Origin of the sequence: Halofilum ochraceum (assembly GCF_001614315.2) — a bacterium.
Lineage (GTDB): Bacteria > Pseudomonadota > Gammaproteobacteria > XJ16 > Halofilaceae > Halofilum > Halofilum ochraceum.
The window spans coordinates 233,713-252,857 of record NZ_LVEG02000001.1 but is presented as its reverse complement, the minus strand read 5'-3'; the positions used below and the strand labels follow the sequence as shown (position 1 = coordinate 252,857).

19 protein-coding genes are annotated in these 19,145 nt (G+C 64.6%); 3 read left to right on the top strand and 16 right to left on the bottom strand.

The genetic code is table 11. From position 1 onward, the window contains the following. Positions 1 to 120: 120 nt before the first annotated feature. The 5 genes from A0W70_RS01195 to A0W70_RS01175 all read right to left on the bottom strand — a co-directional run bounded on the left by A0W70_RS01195 (position 121) and on the right by A0W70_RS01175 (position 3,158). Positions 121 to 726: a class I SAM-dependent methyltransferase gene (locus A0W70_RS01195; protein WP_070987549.1), complete on the bottom strand. Its 606-nt coding sequence runs from the start codon at positions 724 to 726 to the stop codon at positions 121 to 123. Positions 727 to 739: 13 nt separating this feature from the next. Then, on the bottom strand, positions 740 to 1,327 hold the full coding sequence (locus A0W70_RS01190) for a Tll0287-like domain-containing protein (protein WP_083330673.1): 588 nt from the start codon (positions 1,325 to 1,327) through the stop codon (positions 740 to 742). 34 nt (positions 1,328 to 1,361) lie between these two features. Continuing rightward, positions 1,362 to 1,772 (bottom strand): DUF6691 family protein, encoded by a 411-nt coding sequence (locus tag A0W70_RS01185; protein WP_070987545.1) that lies wholly within the window; start codon positions 1,770 to 1,772, stop codon positions 1,362 to 1,364. Beyond that, the gene (locus A0W70_RS01180; protein ID WP_070987543.1) at positions 1,769 to 2,206 is read right to left on the bottom strand and encodes a YeeE/YedE family protein; all 438 of its coding nucleotides are present in this window, start codon (positions 2,204 to 2,206) and stop codon (positions 1,769 to 1,771) included. The genes A0W70_RS01185 and A0W70_RS01180 overlap by 4 nt, the downstream gene beginning before the upstream one ends. An 85-nt stretch (positions 2,207 to 2,291) precedes the next feature. After that, complete coding sequence (locus tag A0W70_RS01175) at positions 2,292 to 3,158, bottom strand: MBL fold metallo-hydrolase (protein ID WP_070987541.1); 867 nt, start codon at positions 3,156 to 3,158, stop codon at positions 2,292 to 2,294. A 119-nt stretch (positions 3,159 to 3,277) separates the two neighbouring features. Between A0W70_RS01175 and A0W70_RS01170 the strand changes: the two genes are divergently transcribed. Both A0W70_RS01170 and A0W70_RS16380 read left to right on the top strand, forming a co-directional pair. Next, positions 3,278 to 3,607, top strand: a complete 330-nt coding sequence (locus A0W70_RS01170) for an ArsR/SmtB family transcription factor (protein WP_070987539.1) — start codon at positions 3,278 to 3,280, stop codon at positions 3,605 to 3,607. 118 nt (positions 3,608 to 3,725) lie between these two features. Further along, the gene (locus A0W70_RS16380) at positions 3,726 to 4,292 is read left to right on the top strand and encodes a hemerythrin domain-containing protein (protein ID WP_139150654.1); all 567 of its coding nucleotides are present in this window, start codon (positions 3,726 to 3,728) and stop codon (positions 4,290 to 4,292) included. A 107-nt stretch (positions 4,293 to 4,399) separates the two neighbouring features. Here A0W70_RS16380 and A0W70_RS01160 read toward each other — a convergent pair whose 3' ends face one another. The 11 genes from A0W70_RS01160 to A0W70_RS01110 form a co-directional block, all read right to left on the bottom strand. Further along, a complete protein-coding gene (locus A0W70_RS01160; RefSeq protein ID WP_083330731.1) occupies positions 4,400 to 5,224 on the bottom strand; it encodes a lysophospholipid acyltransferase family protein in 825 nt (274 codons plus the stop codon). Continuing rightward, positions 5,221 to 6,438 carry a beta-ketoacyl-ACP synthase I gene (gene fabB, locus A0W70_RS01155; RefSeq protein WP_070988240.1) on the bottom strand — a complete coding sequence of 406 codons (1,218 nt, stop codon included), beginning with the start codon at positions 6,436 to 6,438 and terminating at the stop codon, positions 5,221 to 5,223. Before fabB ends, A0W70_RS01160 begins: the two co-directional genes overlap by 4 nt. Before the next feature lie 34 nt (positions 6,439 to 6,472). Then, the gene (gene fabA, locus A0W70_RS01150; protein ID WP_245675782.1) at positions 6,473 to 7,000 is read right to left on the bottom strand and encodes a bifunctional 3-hydroxydecanoyl-ACP dehydratase/trans-2-decenoyl-ACP isomerase; all 528 of its coding nucleotides are present in this window, start codon (positions 6,998 to 7,000) and stop codon (positions 6,473 to 6,475) included. A gap of 288 nt (positions 7,001 to 7,288) precedes the next feature. Beyond that, positions 7,289 to 7,696 carry a hypothetical protein gene (locus A0W70_RS01145; protein ID WP_070987532.1) on the bottom strand — a complete coding sequence of 136 codons (408 nt, stop codon included), beginning with the start codon at positions 7,694 to 7,696 and terminating at the stop codon, positions 7,289 to 7,291. A gap of 323 nt (positions 7,697 to 8,019) precedes the next feature. Continuing rightward, a complete protein-coding gene (locus A0W70_RS01140; protein WP_175443029.1) occupies positions 8,020 to 8,781 on the bottom strand; it encodes a peptidylprolyl isomerase in 762 nt (253 codons plus the stop codon). Between the two features lie 14 nt (positions 8,782 to 8,795). Further along, on the bottom strand, positions 8,796 to 9,479 hold the full coding sequence (narI, locus tag A0W70_RS01135) for a respiratory nitrate reductase subunit gamma (RefSeq protein ID WP_070988239.1): 684 nt from the start codon (positions 9,477 to 9,479) through the stop codon (positions 8,796 to 8,798). Between the two features lie 180 nt (positions 9,480 to 9,659). Then, on the bottom strand, positions 9,660 to 10,382 hold the full coding sequence (gene narJ / locus A0W70_RS01130; protein ID WP_083330672.1) for a nitrate reductase molybdenum cofactor assembly chaperone: 723 nt from the start codon (positions 10,380 to 10,382) through the stop codon (positions 9,660 to 9,662). After that, positions 10,379 to 11,926, bottom strand: coding sequence for a nitrate reductase subunit beta (narH, locus tag A0W70_RS01125; RefSeq protein WP_070987526.1), 1,548 nt, complete (start codon positions 11,924 to 11,926; stop codon positions 10,379 to 10,381). The genes narJ and narH overlap by 4 nt, the downstream gene beginning before the upstream one ends. Continuing rightward, on the bottom strand, positions 11,923 to 15,675 hold the full coding sequence (locus A0W70_RS01120) for a nitrate reductase subunit alpha (RefSeq protein WP_070987523.1): 3,753 nt from the start codon (positions 15,673 to 15,675) through the stop codon (positions 11,923 to 11,925). Before A0W70_RS01120 ends, narH begins: the two co-directional genes overlap by 4 nt. A gap of 136 nt (positions 15,676 to 15,811) precedes the next feature. Continuing rightward, on the bottom strand, positions 15,812 to 17,227 hold the full coding sequence (locus A0W70_RS01115) for a NarK family nitrate/nitrite MFS transporter (protein ID WP_070987521.1): 1,416 nt from the start codon (positions 17,225 to 17,227) through the stop codon (positions 15,812 to 15,814). Positions 17,228 to 17,251: 24 nt separating this feature from the next. Next, the gene (locus A0W70_RS01110; RefSeq protein ID WP_245675781.1) at positions 17,252 to 18,589 is read right to left on the bottom strand and encodes an MFS transporter; all 1,338 of its coding nucleotides are present in this window, start codon (positions 18,587 to 18,589) and stop codon (positions 17,252 to 17,254) included. Positions 18,590 to 18,794: 205 nt separating this feature from the next. Here A0W70_RS01110 and A0W70_RS01105 point away from each other — a divergent pair, with 205 nt between their 5' ends. Further along, positions 18,795 to 19,145, top strand: a complete 351-nt coding sequence (locus A0W70_RS01105) for a hypothetical protein (RefSeq protein WP_070987519.1) — start codon at positions 18,795 to 18,797, stop codon at positions 19,143 to 19,145.

Here is a 19,145-nt window from a genome sequence, read left to right as displayed (position 1 = left end):
GTAGGCTCACGACCTGCACTGGCACGAGTCCAGCCCGGCGTCGATGACGATCGATTGCTCGGGTCACCCCATGCGTCACCGCCATGCCGTGATTGCCGCCCCGAATCCCTCCAGCCGGGCTCAGCCCGTCCGGCGCAGTCGAATCCGACGAAACCAGCCTCCGGCCCCGGCCGGGGCATCCGCGACCACCTCGAGACCATCGACCGCCGCAAGACAATCCTCGAACACGACATCCGTGCGGGTCGCGATGCGCCTGATCAGGGGCGCCAGGAGCCGCCGCAGCGGGGCCCGCTGCCCGGGGCGCAGGAACTTGTCCAGGATCACGATCTCGCCACCGGGCCGGAGCACCCGCGCCGCCTCGCGCAGCGCCGCCACTGGGTCCGGCACGACCGCGAGGATGAGGTGCATCACCACGGCGTCAAAACGGTGATCCGCATAGGGCAAGGCGGTGGCATCGGCGACGCGCAGGTCCACCGTGCAGCCCGTACGATCAGCGCGGCGTCGGGCCCGTTCCAGCATCGCCGGTGTCAGATCGATCCCGCAGTACCGCGGTCCCGCCGGCAACCATGGCAGATCCAGGCCGGTGCCGACCCCGACCAGCAGCACGCTGGCGCCGGCCTCAACGTCGAGCGCCGCGAGGCTCTGGCGGCGCATCCCGCGCGTCGCCGCATCGACTACGTGATCGTAGATCGGGGCCCAAACTGTATACGCGACGCGCAGGCTCACGTCCCCGGTCCTGTCAATCGATCGGCTGGCGTACGCTGAACGCTCCGCGCAGATCACCCACCGCAAACCCCGTCGCGCGATCATGGGGATAGCGCTCCGTAAGCATCGCACGGACCTCGGGTGTCAACTGTTCTCGCGGACCATGGCAGGCAACACAGACGCCTTCCGTCGGGATCGCCTGCATGTACCGATATTCGGAGCGCCCACCGTCCGTTACGCGTTCGCCGCGGCTCATGCCCTTGTACGGTTCGCCCGCCTCATGGCGCTCGCGGAAACGTCCGAGCGTCTCCGCTTCCCAGCTATCGGGCATGCCCAGCAGCGCGTTGCGGTAGCGACTCGACACCCGAGTGACCCGCATACCCCGCTCGCGCGAAATCCGGGCCGCAATGGCCGGCGCACGCTCGGTACAGACGGATACCGCCGCTTGTGGTCCGCCGGACTCCATTGCCTGCCTGAGTTCACCGCCGAGCGCCTGCATCAGTGTCATCGCTGCATCCTGTGCCTCCGCACGGCGCTGGTCGATATCCTCTGCACCCACCGGAACGGCGAGCAACAGGAGCACACCGAGCCCAGCAGCACCAATCATCTTCTGAAGAGTCATGTCCCTTTCCGAGAACCGCACAGGCGGCTCAGTGTCATGCGCGGCGGGAGACCCGCGCGAAAATAATCATCCCCAGTGCCAGCCCGGCCACGAACCAGGCGGGATCGGCGGCGCCCTGAACGAGCGCGGCGAGCCCGGGTCCCGGGCAGTATCCCGCGAGACCCCAGCCCGCGCCGAACAGCGTCGCGCCGAGCACCAGCGGGCGATCGACATCACTGCGCTGCGGCAGCCGCATCGGTCCGCCGAACCAGGAATCGCCGCGCCCCATCAGGCGAAAGCCGATCGTGGTCGTCACGACGGCACCCGCGAGCACGAACACAAGCGTCGGGTCCCACGTGCCGGCGATGTCGAGGAATCCGAGCACCCGCTCGGGATCGGTCATGCGTGCGAGATCCAGCCCGAAGCCGAACAGGACCCCCGCTACCAGCGCGATCAGGCCATTCATGGCAGCACACCCGCGATCGGCCCGTGGCGCAGTAACCACACGACGATCATCGCGACCACCACGAACACGGCGGTCGCCACGCCCGACCGCGGTGATAACCGCGCAAGGCCGCAGACGCCGTGTCCACTGGTACAGCCGCTGCCCATCCGGGTGCCGATCCCCACCAGCAGACCGGCCGCGAGCAGCGCCCATACGGGAAATCCGGTCCGCGCCTCCACGGCGCCCGGTTCCAGCCACTGGTGCACCGCCGCCCCGGCGATCAGCCCAGCCAGGAAAAGCCAGCGCCACAGCGTGTCGCCAGCCGGGCGTTCGAGCGCCCCGCCGAGAATGCCACTGATCCCGGCGATGCGGCCGCTACCGGCCAGCAGCAGCATCGCCGCCAGACCGATCATGATCCCGCCCGCCAGGGCCGAGAGCCAATCGAACTCCGCCATCACTCTTGCCTCTGCTTACCCTTAAAGCGGCGGGCGGGGGACATCCGCGTCCGCCGCATGACTGCCCGCCTACGCGCAGCCGCGTTCAGAACGCGTCGATCGGTACCTTGAGATAGATCGTGCCGTTATCTTCCGGGGGCGGGAACTCGCCCGCCCGGATATTCACCTGCACAGACGGCAGTATCAGCGTCGGCATCGGAAGGGTGGCATCCCGGGCTTCGCGCATCTCGACGTACTCCGCCTCGCTCACGCCCTCTCTCACGTGAATATTGTCGCGGCGCTGCGCGCCCACGGTGGTCTCGTTCCGACGCTCGCGTCCATTCGGACCATAGTCATGCAATATAAACATGCGCGTCTCGTCCGGCAGGGCCTCGAACAGCCGCCGGCTCGACCGGTACAGCAGCGTGGCGTCGCCACCCGGGAAGTCGCAGCGGGCCGTACCGGCATCCGGCATGAACAGCGTATCGCCAACGAAAACCGCATCCCCGATCACGTAGGACAGGTGGTCGCTGGTATGTCCCGGCGTCGTGATCACGCGGGCTTCAAGACCGCCGACGCGGAATGTCTCGCCGTCCACGAACAGATGGTCGAACTGGCTGCCATCCGGCAGGAACCCGCGTTCCAGGTTGAACAGCCGCTTGAAGCGCTCCTGCACCACCCGGATGCCCTCCCCGATTCCGACCGGCGGCCGGTCCAGGCGTTCGCGCAGGAACGGCGCGGCCGAAATATGATCGGCGTGGGCGTGCGTTTCGAGGATCCAGTCGACCGTCAGGCCCTCGCGCTCGACGATGTCCAGGAGCTGTACCGGCGTGTCCGTCCCGGTGCGCCCGGATTTCCCGTCGTAATCGAGCGCCGGATCGATGATCACGCCATGCAGGCTCTCCGGATCCCAGACGACATACGAGTAGGTCGAACTCTCATCGTGCAGTACGTGGCGGACTTGTGGTTGCATCAAACGTCTCTCCGTCAAATTGGTTATAAGGCTAGATCGACTCGTTCTTTGAGTCAATACTAATTTAGCAATTTATGATATATTAGAGCCGATAACCTGAATGCATTGGACTCGAATCGATGGATGACTCAGTGACCGCAGTCGCCTCTACCGGGAACCTTATTGCCGAGAACGCGGAGGAAGCCGAGCGCTTCCTGCGGGCGATGGCCAACCGCAACCGCCTGATGGTGCTCTGCAGCCTGGTGCCCGGCGAGCTGTCCGTCTCAGCGCTCCTCGATCGCGTGCCGCTGTCCCAATCGGCGCTGTCCCAGCACCTCGCGGTACTCCGCAACCAGGGCCTTGTGGAGACCCGACGCGAAGCCCAGACGATTCATTACCGGATCTCGGATCCGCGCGTCTGCAGGCTCATGCCGTTACTGTGCGAGGTGCTGACCAGGGAGACCAACTGAGCGCCAATGAACGCTACGCTGCGGCGACACGGATCATCCCGGCCACTGGCACCCGCATGAGCAGCGGAGCCAGGAAGAATGCGTTCAGTGGATAGATAGCCTGTGGGGATGGTGAAACTTGACGGCGATCAACGACGCGCCAAGCCGGCAAGGTCACACTGGAGTGAATTCGAACAAAATCCGGATGAAAATCCGGGTCGAGTCGAGGTCGACCATGAAACGCACTCCCGAGCTGATTCCGCTATCGAGGGATCACAATCACGTGCTGCAGTTGGCGCGCCGCGCGCGTCAGGCTGCGGATGGGGCGTCAGAAGCGGATATCACCGCGTGCTGGCAGGCGCTTCGCGAGGCCTGGCAGTCGGAGATGTCAGCCCATTTTGCCGCCGAGGAGCGGCTGTTATTTCCGCACCTCCATGAACACGGACAGGCCGAACTCGCGACAGAACTTGAACGCGAGCACGATGCGATCAGGCGCACGCTCACACGCGCTGATCGACTGGACGGCACGCGTCTGGGCGTGCTCGGGGAGGTCCTGGAGCACCACGTCCGCGTCGAGGAACGGCAGGCGTTTCCGCTGCTCGAGCGCACCTTGTCCAGGCGGGAACTGACTGCGATCGGCGCCGATCTCGCTTCCATTCGGACTTCCAGCGCAGTACAGCACCACGCGGATCCGCGATCACCATGACTCGGCATCCGGTAGACAATGGCCCGCGACATCGACCTGAGAGAGCCCGTGTACAAGCCCCTGCGCCTACTGCGGAAGCGCCACAGCGAGGGCTTTTCGCACAGGCACTAAGAGCTCGATCCCAGCCCGCTTTCACGCGCCGATGAGGGCTCCGTATTACCGCTCAGCGCGGCCACGTCCGCCCCGGACTCACTGCCATGCGGGCGTGCGATAGCGGCTCGGGCCGACTCGATCCAGTCCCGCGCCATCCGGTTCACTTCGGCCGTACTCCGGCCGTCGGTCTCGATGACCGGGCCGATTTCCATCGTGATCGTCCCCGAGTACTTGCGCCAGTCGTCGTTGGGCCAGCACCAACCGGAGTCCAGAGCCACCGGTACGACCGGGACACCGGCGGCGTTCGCGAGCCGCGCGCCGCCCTGCCCGTAACGACCGGATTCATCCGGAGCCAGCCGCGTGCCCTCGGGGAAGACCACGACCCAACGACCCGCGGCCAGATGCCGCGAGCCCTCCTGCTCGATCTGGCGCAGCGCCTCACGGCCGGCATCGCGGTCGATCCCGATCTCCTCGAGCGCCTTCAGCGACCACCCGTAGAACGGAATCCGGAACAGGGAGCGCTTGATGATCCAGGACAGGCGAGCCGGGAAGATCGTGCGGAACGCGATCGTCTCCCAGGTCGACTGATGATTGGAAAGGATCACGGCCGGACCTTCCGGCAGGTTTTCCCTGCCGAGCACGCGATGGCGCACGCCGCAGGTCAGGCGGAGCCAGACGAGCACGCAGCGACACCAGACGCGCGCCGTGCTCTCGCGGACGCCATAGGGCAGCGGCCAGAACAGGAGCACGAGCAGGGCAAAGACCGGAGTCACGAGGCCGAACCCCGTGTGAAAAAGGACCGAGCGGAACGTCGCGAGACGCGCCCTCTGTCTCTTCATGAGGCCCATCTCCGGAAGGTCAGCGACGCATTGGTGCCGCCAAAGCCGAAACTGTTCGACAGGATCGTATCGAGGCGCGCGGGTTCGCGCAGCGCGGTCACGATGGGTCGTTCCGCGGCTTCCGGATCGATGTTCTCAATATTGATCGACGGTGCGATGAAACCACCGTCCATCATGTACAGGGAGTAGATCGCCTCCTGCACGCCGGCGCCGCCAAGCGAATGCCCGGTCATCGACTTGGTCGAGGCCACGGGCGGCATGGCGTCGCCGAAGACCTCGTGGATGGCGTTGAGTTCCGTTACGTCACCGGCACGCGTGCTGGTGCCGTGGGCATTGATGTAATCGATCGGGGTATCGACGCCTTCGATGGCCTGCTGCATGCAGCGCACGGCGCCCTCGCCGCTCGGCGCCACCATGTCGTGACCGTCCGAGGTGGACCCGAAGCCGACGAGTTCCGCCAGGATCGGGGCACCGCGCTTGCGCGCGTGCTCGAGTTCCTCGACCACGAGCATGCCGGCGCCACCGGCAATCACGAACCCGTCGCGATCGGTATCGTAGGGGCGCGACGCGCGTTCCGGCGTTTCGTTGTATTTCGACGACAGCGCGCCCATCGCATCGAACAGCATCGACAGCGACCAGTGTTCTTCCTCCGCCCCGCCGGCGAAGACGATATCCTGGCGCCCCGCGAGGATCTGATCCGCGGCCGCGCCGATGCAGTGGGCACTGGTCGCGCAGGCCGAGGAGATCGAGTAGTTCACACCGCGGATCCCGAACGGCGTCGCCAGGCAGGCGGAGATGGTGCTGCTCATCGACTTCGGCACGGCGAACGCCCCGATGCGTTTCACGCCGCGCTCGCGCAGCGTATCCGCCGCATCCACGATCGTCGCGGTGGAGCCGCCGCCGGAGCCGGCGATCAGGCCGATGCGCGGATCGGAGATATTATCGGGATCCAGGCCGGCCTCCTGCGCGGCATCCGTCATCGCCACATAGGCATAAGCCGCAGCATCCGCCATGAACCGCCTCGGTTTGCGCGGCACCCGCGCGTCGAGATCGATCTCGGGCCGGGCCGCCACCTGGCTGCGCAGCCCCATCGAGGCATATTCCTCGTTGAAGCGGATGCCCGAGCGGCCGTTCCTCAGCGCTTCGGTGACGGTTGCTCGATCATTCCCCAGGCAGGAAACGATCCCCGCCCCCGTCACTACGACCCGACGCATACCGTTATTGTCCCCATCGCTCATCGTAATCGCCTCAGAGTGCGGCCGCGGGATCGACGAACAGCGCCACCTTGAGGTCGCGGGCACGATAGATCGTGTCCCCGTCGACGGTCACCGTGCCATCGGCGATCCCCATGGTGAGCCCCCGCCGCACCAGCCGCTTGATATCGAGGAAGTAGCGCACCTCCTGATGGGAGGGCAGAACCTGACCCGTGAATTTGACCTCGCCGGCCCCCAGCGCGCGCCCTTTGCCCGGCGCGCCGGTCCAGCCGAGATAGAATCCGACCAGTTGCCAGAGCGCGTCCAGGCCGAGGCAACCCGGCATCACCGGATCACCGGGGAAGTGGCAATGGAAGAACCACATGTCCGGGTCGATCGCGAGGGTGGCTTCGACCCGGCCCTTGCCATAGGCGCCGCCGGTGGAATCGATATGATCGATCCGGTCGAACATCAGCATATTGTCGACCGGCAGCCGCGCATTCTCCGGCGCGAACAGGCGACCATAGCCGCAATCCACCAGATCCTGGTGGGAGAAACTCGACCGATTGAATCGCTCGTTCACGGAATCTCCGTCCTGCGCGCCCGTCCCCGCCATACCCGGCTCCATCAATACATCGTGAATCGACTGCCGACGCGGCCCGGCAAGGGGCCACGCAGCGACGATACGTTACCATTGCTCGGTCCCCTGCGTCTTGATCCGCGTGGGCTCGAACTGCCGGATTGGCGTCATGGCGGGGCTGAACGCCCGGCCTGGGGCGGCTCGGCCGGCGTGCGCCGGCCTGGGGTCACGGCGGATGGCACGAGCGTTCGCGACAGATGACTCGCATCACCTGCTACCCCGTTGGCAACATCAATTGAAGATGACGGGGTCGCCTTCCCGGTCGAACGCGAGCATCGACGACAGATCGCCACCGGCGTGGACCGTCTTGATGAGTCCGGAGAACGCGTCCTCGACCGCCGAATCCGACGGCGGCCCGCCTTCCCCGACCAGCGCCGCTGCCAGCACCATCTGCCAGTCCTCGCCCATGGCCCGCGATTCCTCGACCAGCCCCGAGAAGTCGGTGAGCTCGCCGGGCGCCTTGTCGACATACATCACCGGCATGAGGCCACCGCCATTACCCTGCTCGTAACGCTGCCGCTCCTCCTCGGTCGCGTCCTCGGGGAGCGCCACCTTCAGGAAAATGAACAGCAGCCGCTGGGGCTCGTCACTGGCCTGGGCGATCTCCAGGAAAGAATCAAAATCGACAATCTCGGTCATTGAAGCCTCGAGGGGGTGGAGTTTTTGAGAACCACGAATGAACACGAATGAACACGAATGGGACTGGGGAGCACGGATGTCAGTGGAGCTTCGTTGCGACGCTAACGCACCTGATCGCTCGGAATGAACCACAGATAGACACAGATGAACACAGATAAAACCCGGGGCAATCAGCCGTAGCGCCTTTATCTGTGTCCATCTGTGTTCATCTGTGGTTCAAAAACCAGGTCGCCACTCTCCCGCGGTATCAGCGAAGCTCCAGAGAGACCAACTTGCCCCAACTCCATTCGTGTGCATTCGTGTTCATTCGTGGTTCCAGAAAGCTATTGCACGAGCGGCGAATCGGGCACTTCCAGATCGACGCCCTCGATCTCGGCGTCGGCCGCGAGTTGGCCGATGTACTGGCTGACGGCGCGGCGCCACGAGCGTTCGCGGATGTAGTCGGCGATCAGGTGGCTGACCTGGTCGTACGATAACGGTTCGCCGCCTTCGCGCGCGATCACCTCGACGACATGGAAGCCATAGCGGCTTTCCACGGGGCGACGGGCGAGCCCCGGCTCCAGGCGCAGGACGACATCCTCGAACTCGGGGACGGTCTGCCCGCGCCCGACCGCGCCGAGGTGGCCGCCATCGGTCGCGGAGGGGCAATCGGAGTGCTTCGCGGCGAGCGCGCCGATCGATTCATCGCCGTTGGTGGCCTCTTTGATCAACTCATCCGCCCGTTCTTCCGCCCTGGCGCGCGCACCGACATCGTCGGGCGGGGCGGCGAGCAGGATATGCCGGACCTCCACGGTAACCGGTGTGCAGAAGCGCTCCGGGTTCGCTTCGTAATAGCGGCGGCAGGCCGCATCGTCGACCTCGGGCTTCGGGACCTCGCGGTCGAGGAGCGCGTCGACCGCGGCATCCGTATCGTTTTCGGTATCGAGACCGATCTCGTCCGCACGCTGCCGCAACAGTTCACGCACCACGAGCTGGCGCGCCGCGGCACCGCGGCGCTCATCCACGCCGCGTTCCTCGACCCGCGCGGATTCGTAGTGGATATCCTCATCCGGAATCACGACCCGATTGACGGTGACCAGGGACATCGCGGCACCCCCCGTCATGACGACCGCTGCCGCACGATCTGGTACTGGCGGGCGATATAGGTCGCCGGCAGGCTCCAGATATGGACCAGGCGCGTGAACGGGAAAACCAGGAACGTCGTTACGCCCAGGAACAGATGCAGCTTGAAGATCCAGTGCACGTCCGTGATGTACTCCGAACCGCCGCGGAACGTCAGCACATGCTGCGCCCAGTCGGACAGCTTGATCATCGTGCCGCCATCCAGATGCCCCATGGAGATCGGGATCGTCAGCATGCCGAGGATCAGCTGGATGTAGAGCAGCACGAGAATGAAGATATCGTTACGCGTCGAATGCGCCCGCACGCGGGGATGGAAGATCCGCCGGTGCAGCAGGATGGCACCGCCCACCAGCGCCGCAAGCCCCGCGATACCGCCGGAGACGATCGCGAGGATCTGTTTCGAACCGGGCGTCAGGCCGACGTACGGGTACATCCAGTGCGGCATCAACAGACCGATCAGGTGACCGAACAGCAGGAACAGGACGCCGGCGTGGAACAGCACGCTGCCCACCTGGAATTTCATCGAGTTGTCCAGCAGCTGGCTGGAATTCGTCTTCCAGGTGTACTGGCTCATGTCGAACCGGACGAGGCTGCCCAGCAGGAACACCGTGCCGGCCACGTAGACATAGTATTCAAAAGCAAATACGTGCAGGGTTTCCATCATCGTTCTCCGAATCCAGGAGGCTGTCCGAGTAACCTGAGCCGTCGCGAGCGCGTGCCACAGCGAGGCGATTTTTTCGATCGTGAAACGAGCATGGTCGTGTCCATGTGAGTTGAGCGATCGGGAAAAGCGTCCGCTGTGGCGCGCGCGCAGTAGGCTCCGGGTTGCTCGGACAGCCTCCTATGCCCGACCGGCGCCATAGCCCGCGGCGTTACCGGACTGCGTACCCGACCCACCGCTGCAGCCACCGCCGAGCGCGGAGCCGGCCTCGAACGTAACCGGCGCTTCGCACCAGACGCTGTCGATCGCTTCCCTGGTATCGTCGCGTTTCTCCTCCTTCGTTTCCTCGACCAGCTCCGCCGGCCAGGGCTCCACATCGACCAGCCGCAGCAGCAGCCGGAACGGCAGCGCATAACGGCTGTCGCGCTGGTACAGGCGGACATGGATCTCCTGCAGGATGTGGCTGACGTCCTCCAGCCATGCGCAGGCGTCGGCATCCGGGAGCTGGGCGCAGAACTCCAGGAACATCGGCAGATAATCCGGCAGTTCATTCGCCGCGATATCCAGCCCCTGCTCCCGATAGGCCATGCGCAGTTCAACCATGGCCGGACCGCGATCGCGCGACTCGCCATGGACGTGCTCGAAGAGATACAGCGAGACCTTCTTGCTTCGATCGAAGGTCTCGACGTAACCGGCCTGCTGGTGCAGCAGCTCGGCCCTTCGCAGACGGTGGATGAACCGCTCCAGCTCGGCTCGGTCGTCCGCCGGGAACTCGGGCCTCGCCGCCAGCACGTCGGCGATGGCGTCGGCATTGTCGACGGTGTCCTGCTGCGGGTAATGCAGCAGGACCGAAAGCGCCTGCAGGCACGGCCCGAAACTCGATTGCCGGTCGGCCGCCATCATTTGTTCTCCTCGATCGTCGGCGGCTTGTGCTCGCGCTGGCGCGGGCTCTTGCTACCGAACAGGTTCACGCGCGTGGTCGTGCCATGCGTGTGACAGCCATCGCCGAAACTGAACCCGCAGCCGGAGCGTTCGCCGTAGGCATCCTCCGTCGAGAGCTCACGATGATTGGTCGGGATCACGAACCGGTCCTCGTAGTTGGCGATCGCCATGGTCTGGTACATATCCTCGAGCTGCTGGCGATTCAGGCCGACCTGTTCGAGCACCTCTTCGTTCTCGACGCCGTCGACGGTCTGGCCACGCTTGAACACCCGCATGGCGAGCATCCGCTTGAGACCGTCGATCACCGGGCGATCATCGCCCGCGGTCAACATGTTCGAGAGGTAGCGCACCGGAATGCGCAGCGACTCGACGTTCGGGATCAGGCCGTCGAGACCGACCTGCCCGGTATCCGCGGCCGACTGGATCGGCGACAGCGGCGGTACATACCAGACCATCGGCAGCGTCCGGTATTCCGGGTGCAGCGGGAAGGCGACCTTCCAGTCCATCGCCATCTTGTAGACCGGCGAGCGCTGAGCCGCCTCGATCCAGGAATCCGGCACGCCGTCGGCCCGCGCCTGGCGCTGTACCTCGGGATCGTTCGGATCGAGGAAGATGTCGAGCTGCGCCTCGTAGAGATCCTTTTCGTTGGGGACGCTGGCCGCTTCCTTGATCCGGTCGGCGTCATACAGCAGCACGCCGAGATAGCGGATACGGCCCACACACGTCTCCGAACACACTGTCGGCTGACCCGCCTCGATGCGCGGATAGCAGAAGGTGCACTTCTCCGACTTGCCGGACTGCCAGTTGTAGTAGATCTTCTTGTACGGGCAGCCCGAGATGCACATGCGCCAGCCGCGGCACTTGTCCTGGTCGATCAGGACGATGCCATCCTCCTCGCGCTTATAGATCGCGCCGGACGGGCAGCTCGCCACGCAGGTCGGATTGAGGCAGTGCTCACACAGCCGCGGCAGGTACATCATGAAAGTGTTCTCGAACTGGCCGTACATCTCCTTCTGGATGCCCTCGAAGTTGTAGTCCTGCGAGCGCTTGGAGAACTCGCCGCCGAGGATCTCTTCCCAGTTCGGGCCCCACTCGATCTTTTCCATCGGCTTGCCGGTAATGGCCGAGTACGGCTTGGCCGTCGGCTGCGCCTTTGAGTCGGGCGCGTTCTGCAGCCGCTGGTAGTCGAAGTTGAACGGCTCGTAGTAGTCGTCGATCTCCGGCAGATGCGGGTTGGCGAAGATCTTGGCGAGCAGGCGCCATTTGCCGCCCTGCTTCGGCACGATGTCGTCCTTCCCCGAACGTACCCAGCCGCCTTTCCAGCGGTCCTGGTTCTCCCAGTCCTTCGGATAGCCGATGCCCGGCTTTGTCTCGACGTTGTTGAACCACGCGTATTCCATGCCCTCGCGCGAGGTCCAGACGTTTTTGCAGGTCACCGAGCAGGTATGGCAGCCGATGCATTTGTCCAGATTGAGGACCTTGCCGATCTGTGCGCGGATCTTCATCGCGTGTACTCCTGCGTGAGGATGCTTTCGTCATCGCCCTCGAGCCAATCGACCTTGTCCATCTTGCGCACGACGACGAATTCGTCACGGTTCGAACCGACCGTGCCGTAGTAGTTGAAGCCGTAGCTCTGCTGGGCGTACCCCCCGATCATGTGCGTCGGCTTCACCACCGCACGTGTCACCGAGTTGTGGATACCGCCGCGGGCCCCGGTGATCTCCGACCCGGGTGTATTCACGATGCGCTCCTGCGCGTGGTACATCATCGCCATGCCCTCACGGACACGCTGTGAGACGACGGCCCGCGCAACGACGGCCCCGTTGGCGTTGAAGGTCTCGATCCAGTCGTTGTCCTCGATTCCGACTTTCGCCGCATCGGTTTCAGAAATCCAGATGATCGGCCCGCCCCGCGACAGCGTCAGCATCAACAGGTTGTCCGTGTACGTGCTGTGGATGCCCCACTTCTGGTGCGGCGTAATCCAGTTCAGCACGATCTCCGGATTGCCGTTGGAGTGCTGGCCGTGGATATCGCGCCAGGTCTTGGTATTTACCGGCGGGCGATAGGCCACGAAGCCCTCGCCGAAACCGCGCATCCAGGTATGGTCCTGGTAGAACTGCTGACGCCCGGTCAGGGTCCGCCAGGGAATCAGTTCATGGACGTTGGTCCACCCGGCGTTGTAGCAGACCTCCTCGGATTCGATGCCCGACCAGGTGGGCGAGGAGATGATCTTGCGCGGCTGGGACTGGATGTCCCGGAAGGTGATCTTCTCGTGTTCTTTCGACACGGCGAGATGCCTGTGCTCGCGCCCGGTGAATTTCTCCAGCGCCGACCAGGCCTTGACCGCCACTTCACCGTTGGTCTCCGGCGCCAGCGACATGATCGTGTCCGCCGCCTGGATCGCCGTTTCCATGCGCGGCCGCCGGAAACTGGCCTCCTCCAGCCAGTGGCGCCCGTGCAGCTCGCCGAGATGTTCGACCTCGCGCTCCGTATTCCAGCTGATCCCCTTGCCGCCGTTGCCGAGTTTTTCCAGCAGCGGTCCGACCGAGGTGAAGCGGTGGTACGTGCTCGGATAGTCGCGCTCGACGGTGATCAGATTGGGCATGGTGCGGCCCGGGACCGGGTCGCACTCACCCTTCGTCCAGTCGGAAACGCCTAGCGCCTGCCCCATTTCCGCCGGCGTGTCGTGCATCAGCGGCAGGGTGACCAGGTCCTCCTCGACACCCAGATGGGGCGCGGCCACCTTCGAGAAGGCCTTGGCGATCCCCTTGAAGATGTCCCAGTCGCTGCGCGCCTCCCAGGCCGGATTGACCGCCTCGGACAGCGGATGAATGAACGGGTGCATGTCCGAGGTGTTCAGGTCATCCTTTTCGTACCAGGTGGCGGTCGGCAGGACCACGTCCGAGTACATGCAGCTCGTCGACATGCGGAAGTCGAGCGTCACCAGCAGGTCGAGCTTGCCCTCGGGTGCCTGGTCGTGCCATGCGACCTCCTCGGGCTTCTGCTGGCCCTGCGGACCCAGTTCCTTGCCCTGGACGCCATCGTTCGTGCCGAGCAGGTGCTTGAGCAGGTATTCGTGCCCCTTGCCGGAGGAACCGAACAGGTTGGAGCGCCACACGAACAGATTGCGCGGCCAGTTCTCCTCGGCATCCGGGTCCTGGTTCGCGAACTCGAGCGCACCGGACTGCAGCTGCTCGACCACGTATTCCTTCGGATCGCGACCGGCCGCGCGCGCCTCGCGTACCACATCGAGCGGGTTGCGGTTGAGCTGCGGCGCGGACGGCAGCCAGCCCATGCGCTCGGCACGGACGTTGTAATCGATCAGGCTGCCCGACCATTCACTCGGATCGGCGAGCGGCGACAGGATCTCTTCGACTTCCAGTTTCTCGTAACGCCACTGATCGCTGTGGGCGTACCAGAACGAGGTGCCGTTCATCTGCCGCGGCGGCCGCACCCAGTCGAGGGCGAATGCCACCGGCAGCCAGCCCAGCTGCGGCCGCAGCTTCTCCTGGCCGACGTAGTGCGCCCAGCCGCCGCCGCTCTGGCCGATGCACCCGCACATCACCAGCATGTTGATGATGGCGCGGTAGTTCATGTCCATGTGGTACCAGTGGTTCAGTCCGGCACCCAGGATGACCATCGAGCGGCCCTGCGTTTTCGCGGCGTTGTCGGCGAACTCCCGTGCCACCTTGATCACGTGATCGGCCGGCACGCTGGTGATCGACTCCTGCCATTTCGGCGTGTACGGCACGTCGTCTTCATAACTCTGCGCGACGCCGTCATCGCCGAGGCCACGATCGACCCCGTAGTGGGCCGCCATCAGATCGAAGACGGTCGCGACGCGCACGCTGCTGCCGTCGGCCAGGGTCATGCGCCGAACCGGCACGCGACGCTCGAGCACGTCGGTCTGTTCGTTGTGGGTGAAGAACTCGTGCTCCACCCCGCCGAAGTACGGGAAAGCGACCGGTACGACCTCGTCGCCGTGATCGAGCAGCGTCAGCCGCGGTTTGATTTCCCCGCCGTTCACGCCCTCGCGTTCCTCGAGGTTCCAGCGCCCGCTCTCGTCCCAGCGGAAGCCGATCGATCCCTGGGGGACCACCGGACTGTCCGAATCCGTATCGATCGTCAGCGTCTTCCACTCGGCATTCGCCTGCTCACCGGCGGCATCGGTCAGATCGCTGGCGCGCAGGAAGCGCCCAGGCACGTTGCGGCCGTCGCGCTCTTCCAGCGCGACCAGCATCGGCATGTCCGTGTAGCGCCGGCAGTAGTCCTGGAAGTACGCCTCCTGCCGGTCGATGTGGAATTCCTTGAGGATGACGTGGCCGATGGCCATTCCGAGCGCGGCATCAGTGCCCTGCTTCGGCGACAGCCACAGGTCCGCGAACTTGGTCGCCTCGGCGTAGTCCGGTGAGCAGACGACGATCTTAGTGCCGTTGTAGCGCGCCTCGGTCATGAAGTGGGCGTCTGGCGTGCGCGTCTGCGGCACGTTCGAACCCCACATCATGATGAACTTGCTGTTGTACCAGTCGGCCGATTCGGGCACGTCGGTCTGCTCACCCCAGGTCATGGGGGAGCTCGGCGGCAGGTCGCAGTACCAGTCGTAGAACGACAGGCAGACGCCGCCGATCAGTGACAGATAGCGTGAGCCGGCGGAGTAGGAGACCATCGACATCGCCGGAATGGGGGAAAACCCGATCACCCGGTCCGGGCCGTGGCGGCGAACCGTGTGCACGTTGGCCGCGGCGACGAGTTCCTGGATCTCGTCCCAGCTTGAACGAACCATCCCGCCAAGACCGCGCCGACGCTGGTAACTGCGACGCGCATCGGCGTCGTCGACGATCGATGCCCAGGCCTCGACCGGATCGCTGTACTGCTCGCGCGCGGCGCGCCACAGCTTCAGCAGCCGCCCGCGCACCATCGGGTATTTCAGGCGCGCGGCGCTGTAGATGTACCAGGAGTAACTGGCACCGCGCGGGCAGCCGCGCGGTTCGTGGTTCGGCAGATCCGGGCGCGTGCGCGGGTAGTCGGTCTGCTGGGTCTCCCAGGTGACCAGACCGTCCTTGACGTAGATCTTCCAGGAGCAGGCGCCGGTGCAGTTCACGCCATGCGTGGAGCGCACGACCTTGTCGTGCTGCCAGCGCTGGCGATAGGCCTTCTCCCAGGTACGGTCCTCGTGGGTGGTACGGCCGTGGCCGTCGGCGAATTCGCCCTGCACCCGTTTGAAGAACATCAGACGATCGAGAAAGTGACTCATTGCGGACTCCGGATTCCTGGTGCCGGCCGGTCGCGGACCAGACGTTGCGATCGAAAATACCCCCGCCACGCGGGCTTCGCTTTGACCCTGATCAAACCCGGGAGACATCGCCTCCCGGGTTGATGAAAAGCCCTGCTCAACAACGGATCTCCGCGTTGCGCCGGTGGTAGAACCACCACGTCACCGCAACACAGGTCAGGTAGTACGCGCAGAATGCATACAGCGCGGCCGTGGGACCGCCCGTGAGCGCGATCGAGGTCCCGTACGCCTTGGGGATGAAGAACGCCCCGTAAGCGGCCAGCGCCGAACTGAAGCCGAGCGTCGCCGCCGATTCTCGGCGTGCCGACTTCAGCGCGGCCGCACGCGTCTCCTCATCGGCGCCCTCGCTCCAGCGTTCGTGCTGCGTGCGGAAGATCACCGGGATCATGCGGAAGGTTGAGCCGTTGCCGATACCGGTGGTGATGAACAGCACCATGAACATCAGGAAGAAGCCCCAGAAGTTGCCCTCCGTGCCGAGCACCGGCAGGAAGTACACGACCCCGAGGGCGGCGGCGATCATCACCACGAAGTTCCAGAACGTCACCCGCGCACCGCCCCAGCGGTCCGCGAACCAGCCGCCGACCGGGCGGATCAGCGCCCCGACCAGCGGACCGAGGAAGGCGTACTGGAGCGGGTTGACCTCCGGGAACTGGGTTTTGATCAGCATCGGGAAACCGGCCGAGTAGCCGATAAAGCTCCCGAACGTGGCGATATACAGCCAGCTCATGATCCACTGGTGCTTGCGCCGGAAGATGACGGCCTGATCCGAGAAGGAACTACGCGCCGACGCGATGTCGTTCATACCGACCCAGGCCAGCACCGTGAACAGGGCAATGAACGGCACCCAGACAAAGCCGGCGTTCTGCAGCCACAGCTGACCACCGCCCTCGAGGCTCTGGGCGCTGCCGAACATGAAACTCAGCGCACCCGTGGCGATCACGAACGGCACCACCAGCTGCATCACCGACACACCGAGATTGCCCAGACCCGCGTTCAGTCCGAGTGCGGTGCCCTGCTGCTTCGCGGGGAAGAAGAAGCTGATGTTCGCCATCGAGGAGGCGAAGTTGCCGCCGCCGAAGCCGCACAGCAGGGCGATGATCGCGAACTCCCAGAACGTGGTACCGGGATCCTGGACTGCGAGGCCCATCCAGATGGCTGGTATCGCGAGCGAAGCCGTCGAGATGACCGTCCAGCGGCGCCCACCGAGGATAGGCACCATGAAGCTGTAGAAGATCCGCAGCGTGGCCCCGGACAGACCCGGGAGGGCCGTCAGCCAGAACAGTTCATTGTTGGTCAGGGTAAACCCGACCTCGTTGAGACGGGTCGCAACGGCACTCCAGACCATCCACACCGAGAAGGCCAGCAGGAGACACGGGATCGATATCCACAGATTCCGCTGGGCCACCGGGTACCCTTTCGACTGCCAGAAGTCGGAGTCCTCCGGCCGCCAGTCATCGAGCACCTTGCCCATATCCGTAAACAGACTGCCCTGATTCGTCGGTTTCGAAGCCATGATTCTCTCCTCTTGCGGGGGCGCTCAATGCGCCCCGCGCCCCTCCTGCTTGTAGTCGGGCTGGATTTCGGGGAGGTAACGGAACTTCTCGTCCTCGGCCAGTTCCGGATACCGGCGACGCTCCATGCGCAGGATCGCGAAATGCATCCAGGTCATCGAGACGGCGACGACCAGGAACAGAAGCATGAAGCAGCTCGTCCACACGCCCGTGAGATCGTTGAGTGCACCGAAGGCGATCGGCAGGAAGAAGCCGCCCAGACCGCCAATCATGCCGACCAGGCCGCCGACCGAACCGACGTGATCCGGGTAATAGACGGGGATGTGCTTGTACACGGCCGCCTTGCCCAGCGACATCATGAAACCGAGCCCGACGGTGAGGATCGCGAACAGCCAGATCGGCACGCCGAAGGCGAACTCGATGGGGCCGTCAATGCCGGAGACCACATAGCGGGTCTCGGGATAGGACAGGATGAACAGCGCGATCAGCGACACCCCGAACGTCCAGTACATGACCGCACGCGCACCGATCTTGTCGGACAACCAGCCGCCGAGCGCCCGGAACACCGATGCCGGCAGCGAATACGCGGCCGCCAGCATACCGGCGGTTTCGAGACCCACGTCGTACGCGCCCGTGTAGTAACGCGGCAGCCATGAAGCGAGTGCGACAAAAGCACCAAAGACGAAGAAGTAGTACAGCGAGAAGCGCCACACCTGCAGCTTTTTGAGCGGCTCGAGCTGCTCCTTCAGCGGCGTCGGCTGGCCGCCCTCGGCCTTGCGCTTCTGCATGCGCGGATCGGCTTCCGTGAACACCCAGAAGATGACGGCGATGGCGGCGAGCACCGCCGCATAGACCTGGGCGGTCGTCTCCCAGCCGATGGCGACGACGAGGAAAGGCGCACCGAAATTGGTTACGGCGGCACCGGCATTGCCGGCCCCGAAAATGCCGAGCGCGGTGCCCTGGTGTTTTTTGTCGTACCACTCGGAGGTATAGGCAATACCGACAATGAATGAACCGCCAGCAAGCCCGACCCCGAGGGCGGCCACCAGGAACATCCCATAGGTCTCGACCGAGGACAGCAGGTACACCGCGATTGCGGTCGCGAGCATCAGTACCGTGAACACGAGGCGCCCGCCGTACTTCTCGGTCCAGATGCCGAGAAAGATCCGGCTGATGGAGCCGGTCAATACCGGCGTCGCCACCAGAATGCCGAACTGGGTCTCGTTGAGTCCCAGATCCTGCTTGATCTTGACGCCGATGACCGAAAAGATCGTCCACACCGCGAAACACGTCGTGAACGCCAGCGTGGACATCGCCAGCGCCTTGTGCGCCTTCGGCGGGTTGTATTGCTGTTCGTCGAGCACGGCCGCTCTCCCTCGTTGTTGTCTGGCGCGATTGCAGTGGCGCTATTGGGCCACAGGGGACCGACGCCTTTTCTTGATCAGAATCAACTTCGGATCGTTCTCTGCGCGGCTCTTGATCTGGATCAAGTCGCAGTGAGCGCGCGGATGACCCGGCGGCGAAACGGCGGCTATAGTGGAATCGTGTCCGAATGCGGGAGGCGCCGGCATGACCGGAACTGCGGGAATCGGCGGGACGATCGGCTGCTACTGGCAGGGCCGCGGCCCGTTATGGAAGGTCTTCTGGCTCTGGGGCGTGGTCGGCAGTTGGCTGCTGGCCGCCATTTTCCTGACGATCTTCCGCGCCTGGGGACTGTCGTGGGCGCTCTACTTCGTGATGGCGGCGATCATGACCGTCTACACGATCTGGATCCTGGTCTCCGTATGGCGCTGCGCGGCGAACGCGCGCAATGAACAGTGGCAGGTGCTCGCGCGCGTGCTGACCGTTGCCTGGGCACTCAATGTCGTGCTCGTCGGCGCGTTCCTCGGTCTGGATCTGCTCGGCGCCGCCCCGGCCTGA